Below are 18,588 nucleotides of genomic sequence, written 5' to 3'. Positions count from 1 at the left end.
ATATTGGTATATAAATAAAAATGATAAAAAATACTCATTTATTTGCAAAAATAGGAATTGACGCAAAGTCTTATCAGAGATAGGATTTGTTAGAAGATTCACATTATTAGAGTTTAAACATTTACATCTAAATTACTTAATTCAAATGAAATTTAAGCCTAAATTTCATTAAATTATTCGTAATTATATTTTTATTAAATACATAAATTTTACTTAAATAAGAGAAATATCTCATGAAAAAAAACGTTGGAAATATTGACCGTCTACTTCGAGCGATTATTGGTATTTTACTTATTGCCCTCACATTGTCTGGCACAATCGGAGCTTGGGGATGGATTGGTATCGTTCCTTTACTTTCAGCATTATTCTCCTTCTGCCCACTGTATACCTTAATAGGTATTAATACCTGTAAAACTCGTTAATTATTTATGATCTTTTATTCAAAGAGAATAATCTCCTGCTTCTTTCATGATTTATGACTAATTTCTTTATTGATCATCCTTAAAGAACAATGTAATAACATCATGAAAGAAGTACCTATTATTAACTTAATTAATCTCAGTATTTACCCTAAATATTTAGATAAACATTCAGATCATTAAAAAATAAATTTAAGTTCAAAAATAAAGTAAATTTTTCTTACTAATTGATGAACAATATCTCTTTAATCTTTGACAGTTATACTTCTTTTTTAGTTTCAAATACGTCTTTATAACTAGATCATTTTCACCTTTTGATGAAAAGCTATCTACCATCATCAATATTATAATGACTCTAGAATTACTAAAAAGAGATAAGTCATGCTACAAGATACTTATGGTCGTACAGTAGATTATCTACGAATTTCCATTACGGATCGTTGTGACTTACGTTGCACCTATTGTATTCCTAAAGGATTTACCGAATTTGAAAAACCATCACACTGGCTAAATTTTGATGAAATAGAACGTGTCGTAACACAATTCGCTGCATTAGGCACAAAACGTTTTCGCCTTACTGGGGGTGAACCTCTTTTACGTAAAAATATAGTAAATCTAGTTCAGCGTTTAAAAGCTATAGATGGCGTTGAAGATTTATCTCTCAGTACCAATGCCACACAATTAGAACACTATGCATATGATTTGAAACAAGCAGGATTAGACCGCCTAAACATCAGTTTAGACTCTCTTTCACAAGATAATTTACATAAAATAACTGGTTCAGATGCTCAAGCTAAAATCATGAGAGGTTTAAAAGCTGCTAAAAATGCAGGCTTTAAAAAAACTAAAATCAACATGGTCGCATTAGCTGGTATTAATGAACACGAAATAGAAAGAATGGTCGCTTTTTGTATAGAAAATTCATTTATCTTACGCTTAATTGAACTTATGCCAATGGGTTCTACTGCACAACGTCATCAATACTTAAATCTACAACCTATTATTGAAAAACTAAGTAAAACCTTTCAATTACACCCCACAGAACAAACGTATGGCGGTGGTCCAGCACGTTATTGGCAAAATAAAGAAGAAACCTTTTTAATGGGATATATCACACCATTATCACAACATTTTTGCCAAACCTGTAATCGTGTTCGACTATCGGTAGATGGTACTTTATATATGTGCTTGGGTCATGAATATCAATATGCGCTTACACCACTACTTAAAGCACAAGTAACCGACCAAGACTTACAACAAGCAATTAAACATGCTATTCAACTTAAACCACTTAAGCATGAGTTTATTGAAAAACCTAAAAAACTCATTCGGGTCATGTCTATGACTGGTGGATAATATATTTTTAAATTAATTAAGTAAAATTTCAATTTAGTAATGACAGCTTTTATATAAATTATTATTCCCTAAATTCACAAGTATAACCATCTTCTTTATGATCACTTAATCTTTTGCAAATAACCTGCACAACATTTGATTGATGTGTGCTGAAAAAAACGGAGACTTTAACTTGGTAAACTACACATACTTATCAGGAGTTTACCATGAGCAAAAAACAAAAGATTTATACAGCAGAATTCAAAGCTGAAGCAATCAAAGCTATTGATTCAAACAATGGCAATGTTTCAGAAACAGCACGACTGCTTGGCATTTCAATGCAAACCCTTTCAAATTGGTACAACAAAGCAAAAGCTGGAAAATTAGTAGGCACACAACAATATTCACCTGATCTCGTTGCTCTTCTCGAGGAAAATAAAAAACTGAAGCAGCAACTTAAAACCGCTGAAATGGAAAGAGAATTTCTAAAAAAAGCAGCAGCGTACTTTGCCAAAGAAAGTCAGTAAAGTACGCACATATGAAACAGCAAAAACATGCATACTCAGTCACTATGATGGCTCGGTTACTCCACGTTTCAGTTTCTGGATTTTATGAATGGTTAAAATATGGCTTAAGTAAGCGGGTTATTCAGAGAAATCATCAAACAATATTGGTTAAAATTGCTCACCAAGAAACCAATGAAAGCTATGGTTATATTCGTTTAACCAAGTACTTACAGGCACAAGGAATAGAAATTAGCGAGTATGCAGTTCGTTGTATTAAAAAACTTAATCAGCTGTATTGTAAGCGGCATAGGCGTTTCAAAAAAACAACTCATAGCGACCATCAACGTACGGTTTACAATAATTTGTTAGAGCAAAATTTTACAGTGACTGCTCCAAACATTGCATGGGTAAGTGACATTACATACGTGTGGACAGCTGAAGGATGGCTGTATTTAGCGGCTTTAAAAGATCTTTGCAGCAAACAAGTAGTTGGGTATAGCTTGAGTGAACGGATGACGTCACAGCTCGTTTGCAATGCACTGAGCATGGCGATTCGAAATCATAAACCCTCTCAAGACTTGATTATTCACTCTGACAGGGGCAGCCAATACTGTAGTCATGAATATCGAAAGATACTTGAAAAATATGGATTTCAGGGATCAATGAGTAAACGCGGTGATTGCTTCGATAATGCTCCTATTGAGAGCTTCTGGAGAATATTAAAAAATGAATTGGTTCATCATCGCAATTATAAAACAAGGGAAGAAGCTAAAGCAGATATTACAAAATACATAGAGCTATTTTATAATCAGCAGAGAATTCAGAAAGGATTGGACTTTAAGACACCAAATCAAATGGCAGAAGACTTTTACAGGATGGCTGCCTAGAATTTCCCAAGTAGAAGTGTCCTGTTATTTCAGCACACATCACTTTTGCAACAATAGTGTAGCTAGACAAACTTAGAAATATAATTAAAATAATATTTTTCATTTTTCTATTCCCTAAATTCACAAGTATAACCATCTTCTTTATAATCACTTATTCTTCTGCAACTAACTTTTATTATATTTGATTTCGTTATTAATAATGGAAAAAAACTTTCATTTAATTTTCGATATTTTTTATGGACTTCAACATAAGGCATAGAATAATCTTGATAAAATAGATTAAAATAAAAGTAATTCTCATTGCTATTTGGAATTTCTATTATATATTCTAGATTATAACTGTCTCCTTTCTTTAATTTGGCAAATAATCCTACATGCTCAGGTCGAAGAATATATGTACTCGGTGAATTAGCTCCATTCTTTCTTCGAGGCCACCACTCTGGATATACATTCATAATTTCCTTCTTATCACTTATTAAATAGATTTTTTTTCACTATAAACAGACTTTTCTTCAAATCTAGGTATATACCAATCTCTATTATTATTTATTAAAGTTACATTTACTTTTAAATTAGATGGATCTATTTGATTAACAGAAATCTTAGAGACTAATACTGATTTAAAATTATAATAATCATCACTTACATTTAAAATATTATTTTGATTAAAATATGAAAAAATATCATTTTGAAAATTTTCGTCATTTAATTCAATTTTATTAGGAACAACTTGAATTGTACTAGAATATATATATTTTTTTGCAACAACATTATAGCTAAATAAACTTAGAAATATAATTAAAATAATATTTTTCAAATTTTATTATTCCCTAAATTCACAAGTATAACCATCTTCTTTATGATCACTTAATCTTTTGCAAATAACCTGCACAATATTTGATTTAGTGACCAAGTTTGGCAGAATATTATTATTTATTTTTCTATATCGATTAAAAATTTCTATAGGGATTTTCCCATCTAGAAAGTGTATACTAAATTCAGACTGTGACTCATCAATAGTAGGAATCTTTATTATATATTCTATTTTATAAGTATCACCTTTATTAAATTTGGCCAGTAAACTAATATTATCTTTCTTTAGTATATATACTATCGGAGAGTTTTTACTTCTCTCTCTTCTTGGCCACCATTCTGGGTAAATTAATCTAAATTTATCATTTTTTTCAATTATAATTATTTTTTTCTCACTATAAATTGATTTTTCTTCAAATCTAGGTATATACCAATCTCTATTATTGTTTATTAAAGTTACATTTACTTTTAAATTAAATGGATCTATTTGATTAACAGAAATTTTAGAGGCTATTACTGGTTTAAAATTATGATAACTATCATTTACATTTAAAATATTATTTTTATTAAAATATGAAAAAATATCATTTTGAAACTTTTGATCACTTATTTCAATTTTTTCTGGTAAAAACTGTTTATCCTTAGAATAAATATATTCATTTGCATATGATTCAATCATCATAAGACTCCATATTAGAATTAATAAAAGATATTTCAATATTAAATACCTCTATATTGCATAGTAGGTCTAATTAGTTCCATTACATCTGCAAAAAACTCAGCATAACTATCAGAATTACATAAAGTTGCAGAAGGTATATCTTTAGCTAATTGCAAACACTCACTTATGCCATAAGCTGAAAAACGAACAAAAGTATTATACATATTATAATATTCAACATGAATATCATTTAAATACTTATAATCAGAATCATCTTCATATTCAAGCATACTAGATAGCAATGATTGATCTGTGACATCACTATTTTTTATCACAAAATGTAAAACCTCATGTAAAAATAAATTTACAAATCCAACTTCACCATTAAGATCTCGTCTAAAGGTAGGTATATTAAAGTCTTCATGCATATTAACTTGATTAGTAACATTTACAGATGTAAGATAAAAAATTTGAAGCCCTAAATGAATATTTTTATTTAAATCAAATGGATATACAAAAGCCCCTGTTTCTTGCCCCCATGCAAAGCACAATCTTTCACAATTTAAATTCTCTAAAACTTCTAAAGCATGCTTGTAATATTCACGCACAACTTTTTGAGCAATTTTAAAATCTGTGACATTTGGTGGTATTATCCCATTTTCATAAACAATTGAAGTTGCTGCCGTTGTTGTAACAACACCTCGCCTATATCCAAACCATATTGTGAATTTTCCATCTAAATCACGATCTTTTCCACCAGCAATCCATTTATCCAGCTTTTTTAATAATTTTTTGACTAAATAAACATTTTCGTCCAAAGCATACTGTATTAACCTTTTGACTAGATGTGTATTTGCTGTGGGAGGTCCCGGAAACATACATCTTTTCATTTGCACCAAAAACTCAACAGGATTTACAGCATATAAGCTATGTATTTCTGGTACTATTCCAGAACCTGCTGTTTTATCTAAAAAACTAACGGACTCTTGATATTTTTTTAAAGTTTGAAATGTATTCTCATCAATTTTTGAAAAAAACTTGCTCTTTTTTGTTAATAAAAAATTATATTTTTGATCAAAATACTTTTTATCCCATTCAGAATATTCTAATTTAATAATTGCCCTATCTTGTAACTTTTTCCAATCTTTAAAATTTGAATATTTATTTTTAAAATCACTTTCTTTTATAGAACCATCTATATTAAAAAAATCAGATTGCCTATATATTTTCCATTTATTGGCAGGATTAGTTAACCAATCTGCATCTGTATACAAAGTCTCCTTTTGATTATTTAATACACTGGTTAAAAACTGATTTATTGAACCTTTTTGAGCATCTAAACTCCCTTTTATTCTAGCGCAAATGTCAGTAGTAGTAGGTTCCTCAACAAAGCAAAGCGATTCAAATGTTAGATACCTATTATTACTTTTTATATAGCTATATCCTAGTGACCTTATATCTAAATTATTAAATACTATATTTCTTGGCATAGTAGAATTCAGATTATTACTAATATAGCTTGCATATTGATTAATTATATTGTTTGTTAAAAAATCTATACTGTCTAACCATATTTCAAAATGCATAAAATTTACTTGACTTTGATCAATACTACTCGCTTGACTTTTTCCAGCATAGCCTAATAACTCTCCCGTTTTAACGGAAATTTTTGTCTGATCATCCAGTACAACAACATCATTCGTTGAAAAAAACTTATCTAACACTATAACTGGTGTGTCCGATGTATCATACATATCAAGCATTTTATTCAAATAATTTTCACCATTAATATTTACTATATCTTTTTCAGATATTTTAATGATCTTATCACTTAGTTCAGTCCTTGCTACTGTAAATCCTTTTGTAAAACTTAAGACTTTTGGTTTTAACTTTTCACCGCGTATAAGCGCGGGATTACTTTTTTTATCTAAAACCAACCAATCAGGTAATATTTTCTGATTAATACATTCTTCTAGAGGCATGATGTGCATATAAAGTGTATAAAATTTATAACCTGCATATGGGTTTGCTATCAAACTGTCATCTAAACATTTTATATATTGAAATTGATCAAAATCATGTTCAACTAAAATAAAGTTATTAGAAAATTCTAATTTTGTATTTTGCTTCTTATCTACATGTTCAATGCTTTGACATTCTTTTGATACTCTATATGCAATAATATGTCCATCTGCTACTGCTTGTAATCCATGCTCATTTGGTATAACTAAATTAATCCCCCCATGGAATACTTTATTTTTTCCTATAATAAAAGATCCTAGATCACTAGAATAATTAGAATTTGTTAAAAGATTATCAAAAGTTAAACTTTTTGTATTTGGTGATGGGTTTAAATTTTTTATAGGTGGGTATATAAACTTCATTTTTTATCCTGAAAACCAAAAATTACCGTTATTATCCAGTTCTAAGTCTTTTGTTGAAAATACAGGTAATCCTTTCTGAACTGGATTCCCATTCATAAATACATGCTGTCCAGCTTTATATTCAATTTTTCCGCTCGTTTCTAAAGTAATATTTGAAGGTGTGAGCTTGATTAATGAATTACCCGTTTGTATAGTAATATTTCCTTTGGCCTGTATATTAATATCTGAACTCACTGAGCTTATATTTACCAACTTATCTGCTGAAATTTCAATATTATTTGCTTGAGATTGAATTTCAATTTTTTCCATAACTGAAATTAGTTTCATACCTAATTTATGCGCAAAAATGCTAATTTTTTCAGCCGCAGAAATATTAACTTCTTCATTTGCGCAAATTTCAGTATTTTTTATACTATTAAGGCTAATATTGTTTTTTGCCTGCATAATAATACTTTTCTGAGATGAAACTCCGATATGATCTACTGATTCTAAAAATATAAATGGTTGACCATATTTACTTATTGGAGATTTTTTATTTTTTTCATCTTGATTAAAATTATCCAGCCATTGCTCAATATCTTCTATTGCTTTCATTCCTTCTGCATGATGATATTTAGCACTCTCTGAAATTGTCTGCAATGCTTCAAGGCTCTTTGTAAGATCTTTAATCACTTGGCTAAAATTTAATATGCATTTTTCAGCTAAATTTTGTCCACGTGTTGAAATCAACAAGCCTTGTCCAGCACGTAACGCTCCCCACTGATCCGTTCTCAGCTCAAAACCTTCTCCTCGTCCATCACTCTCCGCTTGTTCTTTCGGATGACTGAGATTTCCAAGGTTAAGCTGGGTAGCCCCATGACTACTATGCAGTTGGGCACTAATTTGTCCTGTCGTATCATCAAAGCGTAGTTGGTTAAAGCCTTCTCCACCGACTTCTTTAGAGCGAATACCACTGAGTTTCTTGGTATCAGGCAATTGTCCTTTAACATCAAACTTGGTCGGACTTCTCTGTGCTTCATGAATACGTCCTGCCACAAAAGGGCGATCCACATCACCATCAAAGAAATCAATCACCACAATCTCACCCACACGTGGCAGGAAGCGTGCACCATAGCCTTCACCTGCCCAAGGGGTTAAGACATCCACCCAAGCAGAGTCGGTGTCATTGTCATTTGCTCCTGCACCACTATCATGGCTATGATCTTCTGCACGGGTAAATAAGAAACGGACTTTAATGCGTCCCCATTCATCGACATGAATTTCTTCACCTTCCACACCCACCACTTTGGCACGTTGCACATGGGCGGTTGGTCTATGCTGTAGAGGATCATATTCAGGAACAACCGCAATACTACGACGGATTAAAGTCAGTTCATTGGCTTGGCGTTCTTGATCACTGTCTTTACTGCTTGACCAATGGCTTTGTTGGAGTAGACGTTCGAGTTGGTCTTTTAAATCTTTCGGTAAATTGTTTTGGTTATAAAAACGTTTGCGGAGAATTAAAAGTTCTTTATCACTGCCACTGTGGTTTTGATCTAATTCTGGATGGTCATTCAGTTGGAACCAATAACCGACTTGAGTATCACGAACACTGCTGTGTGCTGTGAAATATTTCGATTGTAAGGCTTGGTATTGGTTTAACTGGGTATTGAGTTTTTCAATTTGTGCATTGCTAGATTTGGTGGCTTGGTCTTCACCTTTTAAATCACTGATCCATGCCGGTGAAATGGTCCATGCCTGTTCGAGGCTTAAACTCGCATTGTCTTGGACTTGACTATGTTTGTGTGAACTTAAAACTGAGCCAGCACCTTCTTCTTGTGAAAGTGCATCCGCTTGCCAACGTTGCACATGAATTGCCGTTGGTTGTAGCTGACGTTGAGCAATCAGACTGGTAATACTGTCGGTTTTTTCAGTGGCATTGGAACGATGATAACGAATACTACGACGACTTAGGGCTTGGAATTGGGCATTGTCATCAATCAAGCGAAGTTTTTGTGCTTCGATCCCTTGGTTTTGACTAGCAACAATATAGTTGGCTTCATCAATAAAATATGTAATGTTTTCAGAAGCTAACAACCGTTTTACATATGCCGCATCGCTCTCATTTGATTGCATGGAAAATGGTCGAGTGTCATAAGTATTCTTCAGACCAATTAAATCGAATTGTAGACTGGCTGCAAAAAGTGGGCTTTTACTCTGCCATTCTTTAAAAATGGTTTCGACAATTTCAACCACGGTTTTATTCATAAACACACGACTGTTACGTCGTTGATGCCACAGTGCTGTTGCATCTTGCATTTTTAGACGATACAGCGTTAAAGCACCGTCTGATTGACCCAATGAGGCTTCTGTAATGATCCCCGTTGTTCTAATCAATTGACTGGCATCAGTCACCTGATCCACTGCTACTTGGCTGCCAATAAATTCTTTTAACGCGAGATAGGGATTGGTCGATAGGCAAATCAGTTCCGCAGACAAGCCTTCATTAATGGCATGTTCTCCATCAATGCGTTGTAGCATGACTTGTTGATTCAGTGCTGCATTAGAAAATTGAATATGCAAGGCACGTTTTTGTGTACCTAAACCAATCTTGTCTAAGACCATTAAAATATTATTCAGCATTTGTTATTTTATAATGAGATGATTAATTTGGTTAATTTTAACACATTTACATTTTTTATAAAATTGAATCACACTTTTGTTTTGTTGCAATTTATTATTAAATTTTAAAATTCATTTCTTTTTTAAACACCCTTGTTCCATTATCCATAATTCATCTGCAAAATAATCAGCATCATCAATATCATGTGTGACCAAAATCATTGGGATGTTTTGCTGTTGAACTATATCTTTTACCCATTCACGCATCTCAGCACGTAAATGCTGATCTAATGCAGAAAAAGGTTCATCTAACAATAATAGCTGCGGCTCTACAGCTAATGCTCTAGCCAATGCAACACGCTGCTTCTGACCACCAGATAATTGCTGAGGATAGCTTGATGAAAAGCTAGATAAATCGACAATATCTAACCATTTTTCAGCAATTTTTTTCGCCTGATTTTCTCTTAAACTAAAAATTGACTTGGTCTGAGCCAAAGCAATATTTTGTGCCACCGTTAAATGTGGAAATAAAGCAAACTCCTGAAATAAATATGAAACTCGTCTACTTTTTATTGGCATATTTATTTTATTATTTGTGTCTAAAAAAATATGATCTTGAAAATAAATATAACCTAAATCTATAGGTAATAATCCTGCTAAACTTTTTAAAAATAAAGTTTTCCCAGCCCCAGAAGCTCCCATAATGACAATTGATTGTGCATTTGATTTCATTTCACAATTCAATAACTCAATACCTTTCTGAGCATATTTTTTTAATGCGATATCATAAAGGCAATCTGTATTATTCGATCTACAGTATTTTTCTTTGAACATATTCATTTTATTGTTTCCAATGCCGTAAATTGAGCACTTTTACTAGCCATAAAATCAAAATACATACCATAGAAATAATCACCACCAAGGCAAAAGCAAGTTGATCATTTCCTGCCTGAACTGCTTCCCATATACTAATAGAAATTGTTTGAGTTTTACCTGGAATACTTCCAGCAATCATTAATGTTGCACCAAACTCTCCTAAACTTCGTGCAAAACCAAGTAATAATCCTGCTAATACAGATTCCCATGCCATAGGTAAAATAATAATAATCAATCGCTGCCATTCATTTAAACCTATGATTTTAGAAGCATCTAAAATTGCTTGAGGAATTTGTTCAAATGAAGCTTGTATCGGTTTTAAGACCAAGGGAAAAGTAACAACTGCGGCTGCAATAATGGCGCCTTTTAAAGTAAAAATAAGCTGAATACCATAAGATGCTAACCATTCTCCAATGAAACTCTGACTACCAAAGCAAACTAATAGATAATAGCCAAGTACTGTAGGTGGTAATACCATTGGTAATGTTAAAAAACTTTCAAGTAAGCTGGTCCAACGATTTTTATATTTAAATAGAAATGCTGCACATAAAATGCCACAAACAAAATTAATGAGTGTGGCAAAAAATGCAACTTTCAACGAGAGCCAAAGTGCAATTACAATTGGCTCTATTTGTTCCATCAATATCATTTGCATTAGGGTTTAAAACCATAACGTTGTAAAACTTGCTTCCCTGCTCCACTTTGTACATATTTTAGAAATTGATCTGCTTCTAATTTATTTGTAGTGTTCTTTGTAATTGCAATCGGATATTGAATGGGTTCTAAAGTCGGTACATTCATAACAACTTTGACTTTATTGGCTTGATTCAAAACATCCGAAGAAAAAACAAATCCAAGTTGTGTTTCACTACGCGCTACATAATCAAGTGCATGACGTACATTTTGAGTTTTAATTAATTTAGATTGAACAGGATTCCACAAATTTTGCTTTTCTAATACGGCTTGTGCATATCGTCCTGCTGGCGTATAAGCAGGATTACCAATTGCAATCCGTTTAATGGATGCCTGATTTAAATCAATTAAATTTTGAATTTTAAGCGTACTATTTTTAGGTGCAATTAAAACCAATTGATTAGATGTAAAATTTACACGTGTTTGATTTTGAATCAATGACAATGCTTGTGCTTCATTCATGGTTTGTTGATCTGCTGTTGCAAATACATCAATCGGAGCACCATGTCGTAATTGTTGTAATAAAATACCTGATGATGCAAACGTTAAATTTACTTTCGTCTTTGGATATTTTTTTTCAAAATCTTGCGCAATTACTTTAAAAGCATCGGTTAAACTTGAAGCAGCAGCAACTGTAATTTCAGCCGCACAAATTGATGTTTGCCACAGCAATAATACCAATCCTAATACAATATTTTTATGCATCCTCATACTCCTAAAACTAATCAAAATTTTTCGGTCTAAATGTTTCAGAAATTTGATGATGCGTTTCAATATAAGGTCCACCAATTGCATCAATACACAAAGGTACAGCAGCAAAAATTCCATGAACTTTAATTTGACCATCTACCGTTTTTACACCAGATAATGTTTCAGCAATGGCTTTAGGACGTCCTGGTAAATTTAAAATAAGACAATTTCCTCGAATTACTCCAACTTGACGAGAAAGAATAGCTGTAGGAACAAAATGTAAACTCACTTGACGCATTTGTTCCCCAAACCCAGGAATAATACGATCAGCAATATTCAAAGTTGCATCAGGTGTAACATCTCGTGGATAAGGCCCTGTTCCACCTGTCGTTAAAATCAAATCACATTTTTGAATATCAACTAAATCCATTAAAACTTTTTCAATTAAATCTTGTTCATCTGGAATAAGTTTTTCTATACAAATAAATGGATTTTTCAATGCCATTGTTAACCAATCTTTTAGTGCAGGAATTCCCTGATCTTGGTAAACCCCATTAAATGCACGATCACTTACAGACACTAAACCAATTTTTATTGTTTCCATTTCAACCTCTTATATTTCATCTAAATATATTAATTCGATCATTTGCCCATGTTGGACAGTTTCATTTTCAGGAATCATGACTAAGGCATTGCTATTTGCACAATTGGCAAGCATTGCACTACTTTGTAATGCATGTATAAATGCCTGAACTTGACCTTCAACAATTGCTATATTGCCCCGTAAAAATTGCAATCTACTTTGTGCCTTATGTGTATTAAATTGTGCTTTAGCTTGTATTTTTTTAGGCAAAACTAAGTTTGGCTGTATGCCCGACAAAACTTTTAATGCGGGTAAAACTAAAATTAAATATGTCACCCAACATGCAACGGGATTACCCGGTAGCACAAACACTTTAGTATTATTAATTTTACCCCAAGCAAAAGGCTTTCCTGGTTTAATTGCGAGTTTCCAATGTTGAACTTCACCAATTTTTTCAAGAACTTGTTTGGTATAATCTTTATCACCAACTGAAGCACCTCCCGAAATCAAAATGACATCACTTTGCTTTTCCGCACGACTCAATTGTTCCTCGATAATGAGCTCATCATCTGGTAATACACCGCCATCAAAATATTGAATAAACGAATAATTTTTTAATAAACTAAGCAACATTAAACGATTGCTATCATAAATTTGGTTTTCAAGTAGTTCCTTTCCTAACGACTGAAGTTCATTTCCACTCGAAAAAACTGTGACCTTTAGCGGTGCATAACACAATACTTCTGTTAAACCTTGACTTGCAAAAACACCAATATGTGTTGCTGTAATTATTTGATTTTTTCCAACTAAAATATCATTTTCAGTAAATTCTTCAGCTTTAAATCGAATATGCTGTTTTTCTTTAATTGGTTCCAAACTCATAATAATATGATTTTGAATACTTATATTTTCCTGAGGTATTACAGCATCTGTACCCAAAGGGACTGCTGAACCTGTAAAAATTCTGACAGCTTGCCCTGATTTTAAATGAATATGCTGTGTTGAATCACCTGCCGCAACATAATCAATTAATGTCCAACTCTCTTGTTCAATACCACATATGGCATAGCCATCCATAGCACTATTATCAAAAATAGGTGAATCGAACTGTGCTTCAATGGATGCAGCTAAAACTCTTCCTTGTACTTCTTCAATTGCAACCAATTCAGTTTTATTTTGAGCATTAAGTTGCTGTATTAATTTATCAAATGCTTGTGCATAAGGAATTAGTGACATAGCTTTTCCCTCATGGGTAAATATTGATTTAGTGTCTGCATATCATTCATATTGATAAAGATGTCATCATCTTCAAAATTGACAGCAATAGCTCCAATTTCACTTAACCAACGGCGAATACTATGTTTGTTCGATGCCATTAAATATTCTGAAAGTTGTATTAATGCGGCACGTTTAAATTGAAAAATTACAGGATAAATTTGCGATGATGTTTGTGCATATACAGCCAAAGCATCACTAGTTTTTAACTTTTCAAATAATTTTTGAATAACATTTGAATTTATAAATGGTGAATCACAAGGTACAACCTGGATATATTGAATATTTTCAGGAAAATAAGGAACACTGCTATTTACACCTGCCAATGGTCCTAAACCTTTCCAAGGAGTTTGATCTGCCCAAACATCTACATTTTTATTACTGTATTGTTCAATATCTTGATTCGCACTAATCGCAACATAAGCACAATGCTGTTTTAAGATATTCAGAACTGGATCAATTAAATGATATCTACCAAATTTAATTAAACCTTTATTTTGATATCCCATACGGCTACCTAAGCCACCTGCTAAAATTAATGCCCCCAATTGAGAATACTGAACTATAGCCATATTTGAGATTTCTCTTGATCACTTTGCTTAGCCGCAACCCAGTTTTCTTGACCATTTTGAAAATGTTCTTTTTTCCAAAATGGCGCTGATATTTTTAAATAGTCCATAATAAATTCATTTGCCGCATATGCATCTAATCGATGTTTACTTTGCGTCATCACCCAAACAATAGCTTCTCCAACTGCAATTTTTCCGACACGATGAGCAACAACAGCCGTTTCTAGTTGCCATTTTTCTGCCGCTTTTTCTACAATTTTTCTAATTTCATCTTCTGTAACTTGTGGATAATGCTCGATATATAAGTGTGTAATAGGTTCTGCATAATCATTTTTGCGCACAAATCCTGTAAAAATGACTTGTGCTCCAAAATCCTCATTCAATGAATCTACAAACGTGTAATATTTATTGAAATTTAATGCTTCATTTTCAATTTGAATGAGAATATTCATGCTCAACCTCCAGTAACGGGAGGTAAAATGGCAACTTCCGCACCATCAGGAATATTCACAAGATCGTGACAAATTCTTTTTTCTACAACTAATTTAAAAATTTTCTCTTCAGCTAAAGCCTTTTTCCAGCGCTCATTACGTGAACGAAGTACTGTTAATAATGTTTCTGTTGTTCCCCCATTATTCCATGGTAAAGTTTCTGCTCGAGTTCCTAATTCTGTCGCCAATGGCCCAAAATATTGTATATAAATCATAAATTCAAACTCATACTAAGCATTTTTTTATAGCTTAGACTTCTAAAAATGATTCAACAATAATCACTTTGACCGATATTCAACTCCCCCTTTCGTGGAGTAAAATTGAAAAAAATAAAAGGAATATATATGACTTCTCATCAAAATCTGACGCATTTTAATCAAGATGGTCAAGCCCATATGGTCGATGTTGGTCAAAAAGAATCGACTAAACGAAAGGCTACTGCTGAAGGAAGTATTTTTGTTTCAGAAGAGGCTTTTATATGTGTTCAGTCTGGAAATAATAAAAAAGGAGATGTTCTTGCAATTGCGCGTATTGCAGCTATTCAAGCGAGTAAGCAAACAGCTTTTCTAATTCCACTATGTCATCCAATTTCACTGACTCATGTTTCTGTCGAATTTAAATTACATGAAAATGAACATCGAATTTCTATTGAGGTGAGTACTGAAAATGTAGGCCAAACTGGTGTTGAAATGGAAGCACTATGTGCTGTAAATATAGGGCTTCTCACAATCTATGACATGCTAAAAGCAATTGATAAAAATATGAGAATTTCTGATATTCAACTTATTCATAAATCTGGTGGCCGCTCGGGTCAGTGGAGAAAAAATTAAGTTGCCAAATTTTAAAATGAATATTTTTAAACTAAATACCCTATCTCATAAACTTTTCTTAGCCATTGTTTTATGGCTTATTGGTGCATTATTTTTTGTTGGATTAACTTTAAATATCACATGGAAATTAGAGGATCGAGGTGTAGCAATTAATGAAGCAGGCAGTTTACGTAAGCAGGTATTTTATCTTGTTATTTTAACCCAATCACATCAAGAAACATTGCTTAAGCATGAAATTAAAGTTTTTGAAGAAAAAATTAAATATCTTTCTCTCTTAAATAAAACCGAAAATATTGAACAACTTAAACATATTCAACAAGAGTTTGAAAAACTAAAACCACAATTTATTGAAGCACAATATAATTCTGAAATACATCGTAAACTGATTCGTGAAACACCAGTATTCATTGAAATAATAAACCAATTAGTCAAAAGCATTGAATCGCAAAATACCCATAATATTTATATCATGCGTCTTGCACAGATTCTCCTTATGTTTATGGCTTTTATATCCGCATTACTCTCACTCTATTTATTAAATCGCTTAGTCATTCGTCCGCTATCACTTATTAATCAAGGATTACAACAAATTACACAAGGTGAACTTAATGTTCGACTAAATTTAAAAACAAATGATGAATTTCATCAGGTTTCTGATGGCTTCAATCAAATGGCAAATAGTCTTGAAAATTTATATCAGCATTTAGAAGATAAAGTACAACAAAAAACGCATGATCTTGAACGGACAAATCATGAACTAGCAACCCTTTATGCAATTACCGATAATTTGCATAAAATGCCCCTCAATGACCAAACATTAGATATGTTTTTACAAAAAATGATGGCCATATCATTTGCAAAAGCCGGTAGTATTCGCTTGCTTAATCAGCAAGGTCTACAAATGTGGACAGCTCATCATATTAATTTGCCGGAAGAGTTATTAAACAACGAAGCTTGTAACCAAACTGAAGCTTGCCTATGTGGTAAAACACTTTGCCAGAGCAATACAGAGATTAATATTCAACTTAAAGAAAATCATGAATTTTTATGCAGAAAATTTGGTCTAAATCATTTAATGATTTATAAAATTCGCCTCAGAGACCAAACATTGGGATTATTAACTCTTTACTTTGAACAAAAATCATCTGAGGCTATTTCAAATCAATCTCTTATACAGCTATTATGTGGTCAACTTGCCACAACAATTGAAAACCATCGATTAATTTTAAAAGAAAAACAACTCGCAGTTCTAGAAGAACGTAATATGATTTCTCAAGGTCTACATGACAGCATTGCCCAATCCTTATCCTTTATGAATTTACAACTACAAATGCTCAACCAAGCTATTCAAAAACAAGATCATCGAAAAATAACGCAGCACCTTGATTTTTTAAATACAGGAATTAAGCAATGCTATGATGATGTTCGAGAACTACTAAATAATTTTAGATTAAAACTCTCACAGCAATCATTCGAAGATGTCTTACTCTCTATTATCGATCGTTTTAAAAATCAAACTCAAATCGAAGTAAAATTAAATTACCAATCTACAGGTGTTGATCTAACGCCTCAACAACACATTCAATTTATTTTTATTCTACAAGAAGCATTATCAAATATTCGAAAACATGCACAAGCCACTTACGTTACTATTCACTTTAAAAATAATGTTGAAAAAATATATTTATGCATTCAAGATAATGGAATCGGCTTTGATTATAAAAGTAAAAAAGCAGATCAAGGACATCATATTGGTCTAGCCATCATGCAAGAACGTATTCAACAAGTGAATGGGCTATTTCAAATAGAATCAACAATAAATCAAGGCACACGTATTGAAGTTTCAATTCAGCGCTCGTCACGTTAGGGGAAATTCATGACAATTACAAATATTTTGTTAATTGATGACCATATGCTTTTTAGAACAGGTATACGCTTTTTGCTAGAGCAAGAAGAAAACTTTAATGTTATCGGCGAAGCAACTGATGGCTTAACCGGTATTAAACTAGCAGAACAATTACGCCCAGATTTGGTCCTACTTGATCTAGATATGCCTATTATGAGTGGCCGTGAAGCACTTCCACAATTATTAAATAGCTATCCTAATTTAGTGGTCATTATCTTAACTGTATCAGAAGATGCAGAAGATTTAACTGAATGTATGCGTTTGGGCGCTAGAGGATATTTACTCAAAAATATTGAAACAAATTTCTTACTTGAAAGTATTCGTAAAGCAATGGAAGGAGATAGTATTCTTTCACCTGAAATGACAACTAAACTTATTTCTCAATTAAGAAATCCTGCCGCAGAAAAAAAAGAAGATTTATTATCAATTCTTACTTTACGCGAAAAAGAAACCTTACACTGGTTAGCCAAAGGTGCAAGCAATAAAGTCATTGCAAGAGAAATGAATGTTGCAGAATCTACTGTTAAAGTACATGTGCAAAATATTCTCAGAAAATTAGAATTAAATAGTCGTGTACAAGCAGCAGTATTTGCTGTTGAACATGCACTGGATCATGATGAATATTCTCATCAAAAATAATGTTTATTTTAAGTTTTTTATATCGATCTAACCGAAATACACTAATTACATGTGCAATTTTAGTGATTGCAATAAGAAATATTTATCAAATAATTAAATATATAAAAATCTCGATATTAATCGGGATTTTTCCTTACTTAATATAAATCAGCCAAATGTAAAAAATAATATAATTAAAAAAATAAAAACTGTAATAAGCCATGCACCAATATTAATTGGCTCACTGTTTTGTACTTTTTGTTTACGTCTATTCACTATACTTACATAAGGCTTTTCAATAGTTAAATCAGCATCGATTAGTTTTACTGTCAGGTGATGATTATTTTTAGTAATCGTTACACGAGAATCATCATTACTCATTAAAAAGATTTATCCCACATTATTATGAATCATCATAGATTCAACATTAAAAATTAAAAATTAAAAATTA

At 32.1% G+C, this 18,588-nt stretch carries 20 protein-coding genes and 1 pseudogene; 6 read left to right on the top strand and 15 right to left on the bottom strand.

Annotation, left to right across the window (positions count from 1 at the left end; genetic code table 11):
- Window positions 1-233: 233 nt before the first annotated feature.
- The 3 genes from AOY20_RS09470 to AOY20_RS09455 all read left to right on the top strand — a co-directional run bounded on the left by AOY20_RS09470 (window position 234) and on the right by AOY20_RS09455 (window position 3,147).
- Entirely contained in the window at window positions 234-422 is a 189-nt protein-coding gene (locus tag AOY20_RS09470; protein ID WP_054581628.1) for a YgaP family membrane protein, read from the top strand.
- Window positions 423-800: 378 nt separating this feature from the next.
- Window positions 801-1,775, top strand: coding sequence for a GTP 3',8-cyclase MoaA (gene moaA / locus AOY20_RS09465; RefSeq protein ID WP_054581627.1), 975 nt, complete (start codon window positions 801-803; stop codon window positions 1,773-1,775).
- A gap of 206 nt (window positions 1,776-1,981) precedes the next feature.
- Window positions 1,982-3,147, top strand: a protein-coding gene (locus tag AOY20_RS09455; protein ID WP_144424762.1) for an IS3 family transposase whose coding sequence is annotated in 2 segments (ribosomal slippage) — window positions 1,982-2,249 and window positions 2,249-3,147 — 1,167 coding nt in all. Because the reading frame shifts where the segments join, the coding sequence is not laid out codon by codon here.
- Window positions 3,148-3,254: 107 nt separating this feature from the next.
- Here AOY20_RS09455 and AOY20_RS09450 read toward each other — a convergent pair.
- From AOY20_RS09450 to AOY20_RS09390, 14 genes and pseudogenes are all read right to left on the bottom strand, one after another.
- Entirely contained in the window at window positions 3,255-3,602 is a 348-nt protein-coding gene (locus AOY20_RS09450) for a hypothetical protein (RefSeq protein WP_054581626.1), read from the bottom strand.
- Between the two features lie 20 nt (window positions 3,603-3,622).
- Window positions 3,623-3,964, bottom strand: a complete 342-nt coding sequence (locus tag AOY20_RS09445) for a hypothetical protein (RefSeq protein ID WP_054581625.1) — start codon at window positions 3,962-3,964, stop codon at window positions 3,623-3,625.
- 6 nt (window positions 3,965-3,970) lie between these two features.
- Window positions 3,971-4,642: a hypothetical protein gene (locus AOY20_RS09440; protein ID WP_144424769.1), complete on the bottom strand. Its 672-nt coding sequence runs from the start codon at window positions 4,640-4,642 to the stop codon at window positions 3,971-3,973.
- Window positions 4,643-4,680: 38 nt separating this feature from the next.
- A complete protein-coding gene (locus AOY20_RS09435; protein ID WP_054581623.1) occupies window positions 4,681-7,005 on the bottom strand; it encodes a hypothetical protein in 2,325 nt (774 codons plus the stop codon).
- A gap of 3 nt (window positions 7,006-7,008) precedes the next feature.
- Complete coding sequence (locus tag AOY20_RS15150; protein ID WP_417855904.1) at window positions 7,009-7,677, bottom strand: DUF2345 domain-containing protein; 669 nt, start codon at window positions 7,675-7,677, stop codon at window positions 7,009-7,011.
- Window positions 7,672-9,627: pseudogene (locus tag AOY20_RS09430) on the bottom strand (type VI secretion system Vgr family protein); the annotation flags it as partial. The gene AOY20_RS15150 and the pseudogene AOY20_RS09430, both read right to left, overlap by 6 nt.
- Window positions 9,628-9,738: 111 nt before the next feature.
- Window positions 9,739-10,308 carry a sulfate/molybdate ABC transporter ATP-binding protein gene (locus tag AOY20_RS09425; RefSeq protein WP_417855902.1) on the bottom strand — a complete coding sequence of 190 codons (570 nt, stop codon included), beginning with the start codon at window positions 10,306-10,308 and terminating at the stop codon, window positions 9,739-9,741.
- 139 nt (window positions 10,309-10,447) lie between these two features.
- On the bottom strand, window positions 10,448-11,137 hold the full coding sequence (gene modB, locus AOY20_RS09420; protein ID WP_227510328.1) for a molybdate ABC transporter permease subunit: 690 nt from the start codon (window positions 11,135-11,137) through the stop codon (window positions 10,448-10,450).
- Window positions 11,137-11,880, bottom strand: coding sequence for a molybdate ABC transporter substrate-binding protein (gene modA, locus AOY20_RS09415; RefSeq protein WP_144424768.1), 744 nt, complete (start codon window positions 11,878-11,880; stop codon window positions 11,137-11,139). The genes modB and modA overlap by 1 nt, the downstream gene beginning before the upstream one ends.
- A 16-nt stretch (window positions 11,881-11,896) precedes the next feature.
- A complete protein-coding gene (mog, locus tag AOY20_RS09410) occupies window positions 11,897-12,469 on the bottom strand; it encodes a molybdopterin adenylyltransferase (RefSeq protein ID WP_054581620.1) in 573 nt (190 codons plus the stop codon).
- 9 nt (window positions 12,470-12,478) lie between these two features.
- Window positions 12,479-13,684 (bottom strand): molybdopterin molybdotransferase MoeA, encoded by a 1,206-nt coding sequence (locus AOY20_RS09405; RefSeq protein ID WP_054581619.1) that lies wholly within the window; start codon window positions 13,682-13,684, stop codon window positions 12,479-12,481.
- Complete coding sequence (gene mobA / locus AOY20_RS09400) at window positions 13,675-14,295, bottom strand: molybdenum cofactor guanylyltransferase (protein ID WP_054581618.1); 621 nt, start codon at window positions 14,293-14,295, stop codon at window positions 13,675-13,677. The genes AOY20_RS09405 and mobA overlap by 10 nt, the downstream gene beginning before the upstream one ends.
- Complete coding sequence (locus AOY20_RS09395) at window positions 14,286-14,744, bottom strand: molybdenum cofactor biosynthesis protein MoaE (RefSeq protein ID WP_054581617.1); 459 nt, start codon at window positions 14,742-14,744, stop codon at window positions 14,286-14,288. The genes mobA and AOY20_RS09395 overlap by 10 nt, the downstream gene beginning before the upstream one ends.
- Window positions 14,745-14,746: 2 nt before the next feature.
- Entirely contained in the window at window positions 14,747-14,998 is a 252-nt protein-coding gene (locus AOY20_RS09390; RefSeq protein ID WP_054581616.1) for a MoaD/ThiS family protein, read from the bottom strand.
- Window positions 14,999-15,127: 129 nt separating this feature from the next.
- Between AOY20_RS09390 and moaC the strand changes: the two genes are divergently transcribed.
- Genes moaC through AOY20_RS09375 form a run of 3 tightly spaced genes read left to right on the top strand, consistent with a single transcriptional unit; the run spans window position 15,128 to window position 18,158 of the window.
- Window positions 15,128-15,613 carry a cyclic pyranopterin monophosphate synthase MoaC gene (moaC, locus tag AOY20_RS09385; RefSeq protein WP_054581615.1) on the top strand — a complete coding sequence of 162 codons (486 nt, stop codon included), beginning with the start codon at window positions 15,128-15,130 and terminating at the stop codon, window positions 15,611-15,613.
- Between the two features lies 1 nt (window position 15,614).
- Entirely contained in the window at window positions 15,615-17,480 is a 1,866-nt protein-coding gene (locus AOY20_RS09380; protein ID WP_144424767.1) for a histidine kinase, read from the top strand.
- 9 nt (window positions 17,481-17,489) lie between these two features.
- Complete coding sequence (locus tag AOY20_RS09375) at window positions 17,490-18,158, top strand: response regulator (protein ID WP_054581613.1); 669 nt, start codon at window positions 17,490-17,492, stop codon at window positions 18,156-18,158.
- A 147-nt stretch (window positions 18,159-18,305) separates the two neighbouring features.
- On the opposite strand, the gene AOY20_RS09370 is transcribed toward AOY20_RS09375, so the two are convergent.
- On the bottom strand, window positions 18,306-18,518 hold the full coding sequence (locus tag AOY20_RS09370; protein WP_054581612.1) for a hypothetical protein: 213 nt from the start codon (window positions 18,516-18,518) through the stop codon (window positions 18,306-18,308).
- Window positions 18,519-18,588: the final 70 nt, after the last annotated feature.

It is taken from the genome of Acinetobacter equi, from assembly GCF_001307195.1.
Taxonomy (GTDB): Bacteria; Pseudomonadota; Gammaproteobacteria; order Pseudomonadales; family Moraxellaceae; genus Acinetobacter; species Acinetobacter equi.
The sequence above is the reverse complement of the archived record's forward strand: the minus strand, read 5'-3'. Positions and strand labels throughout refer to the sequence as shown.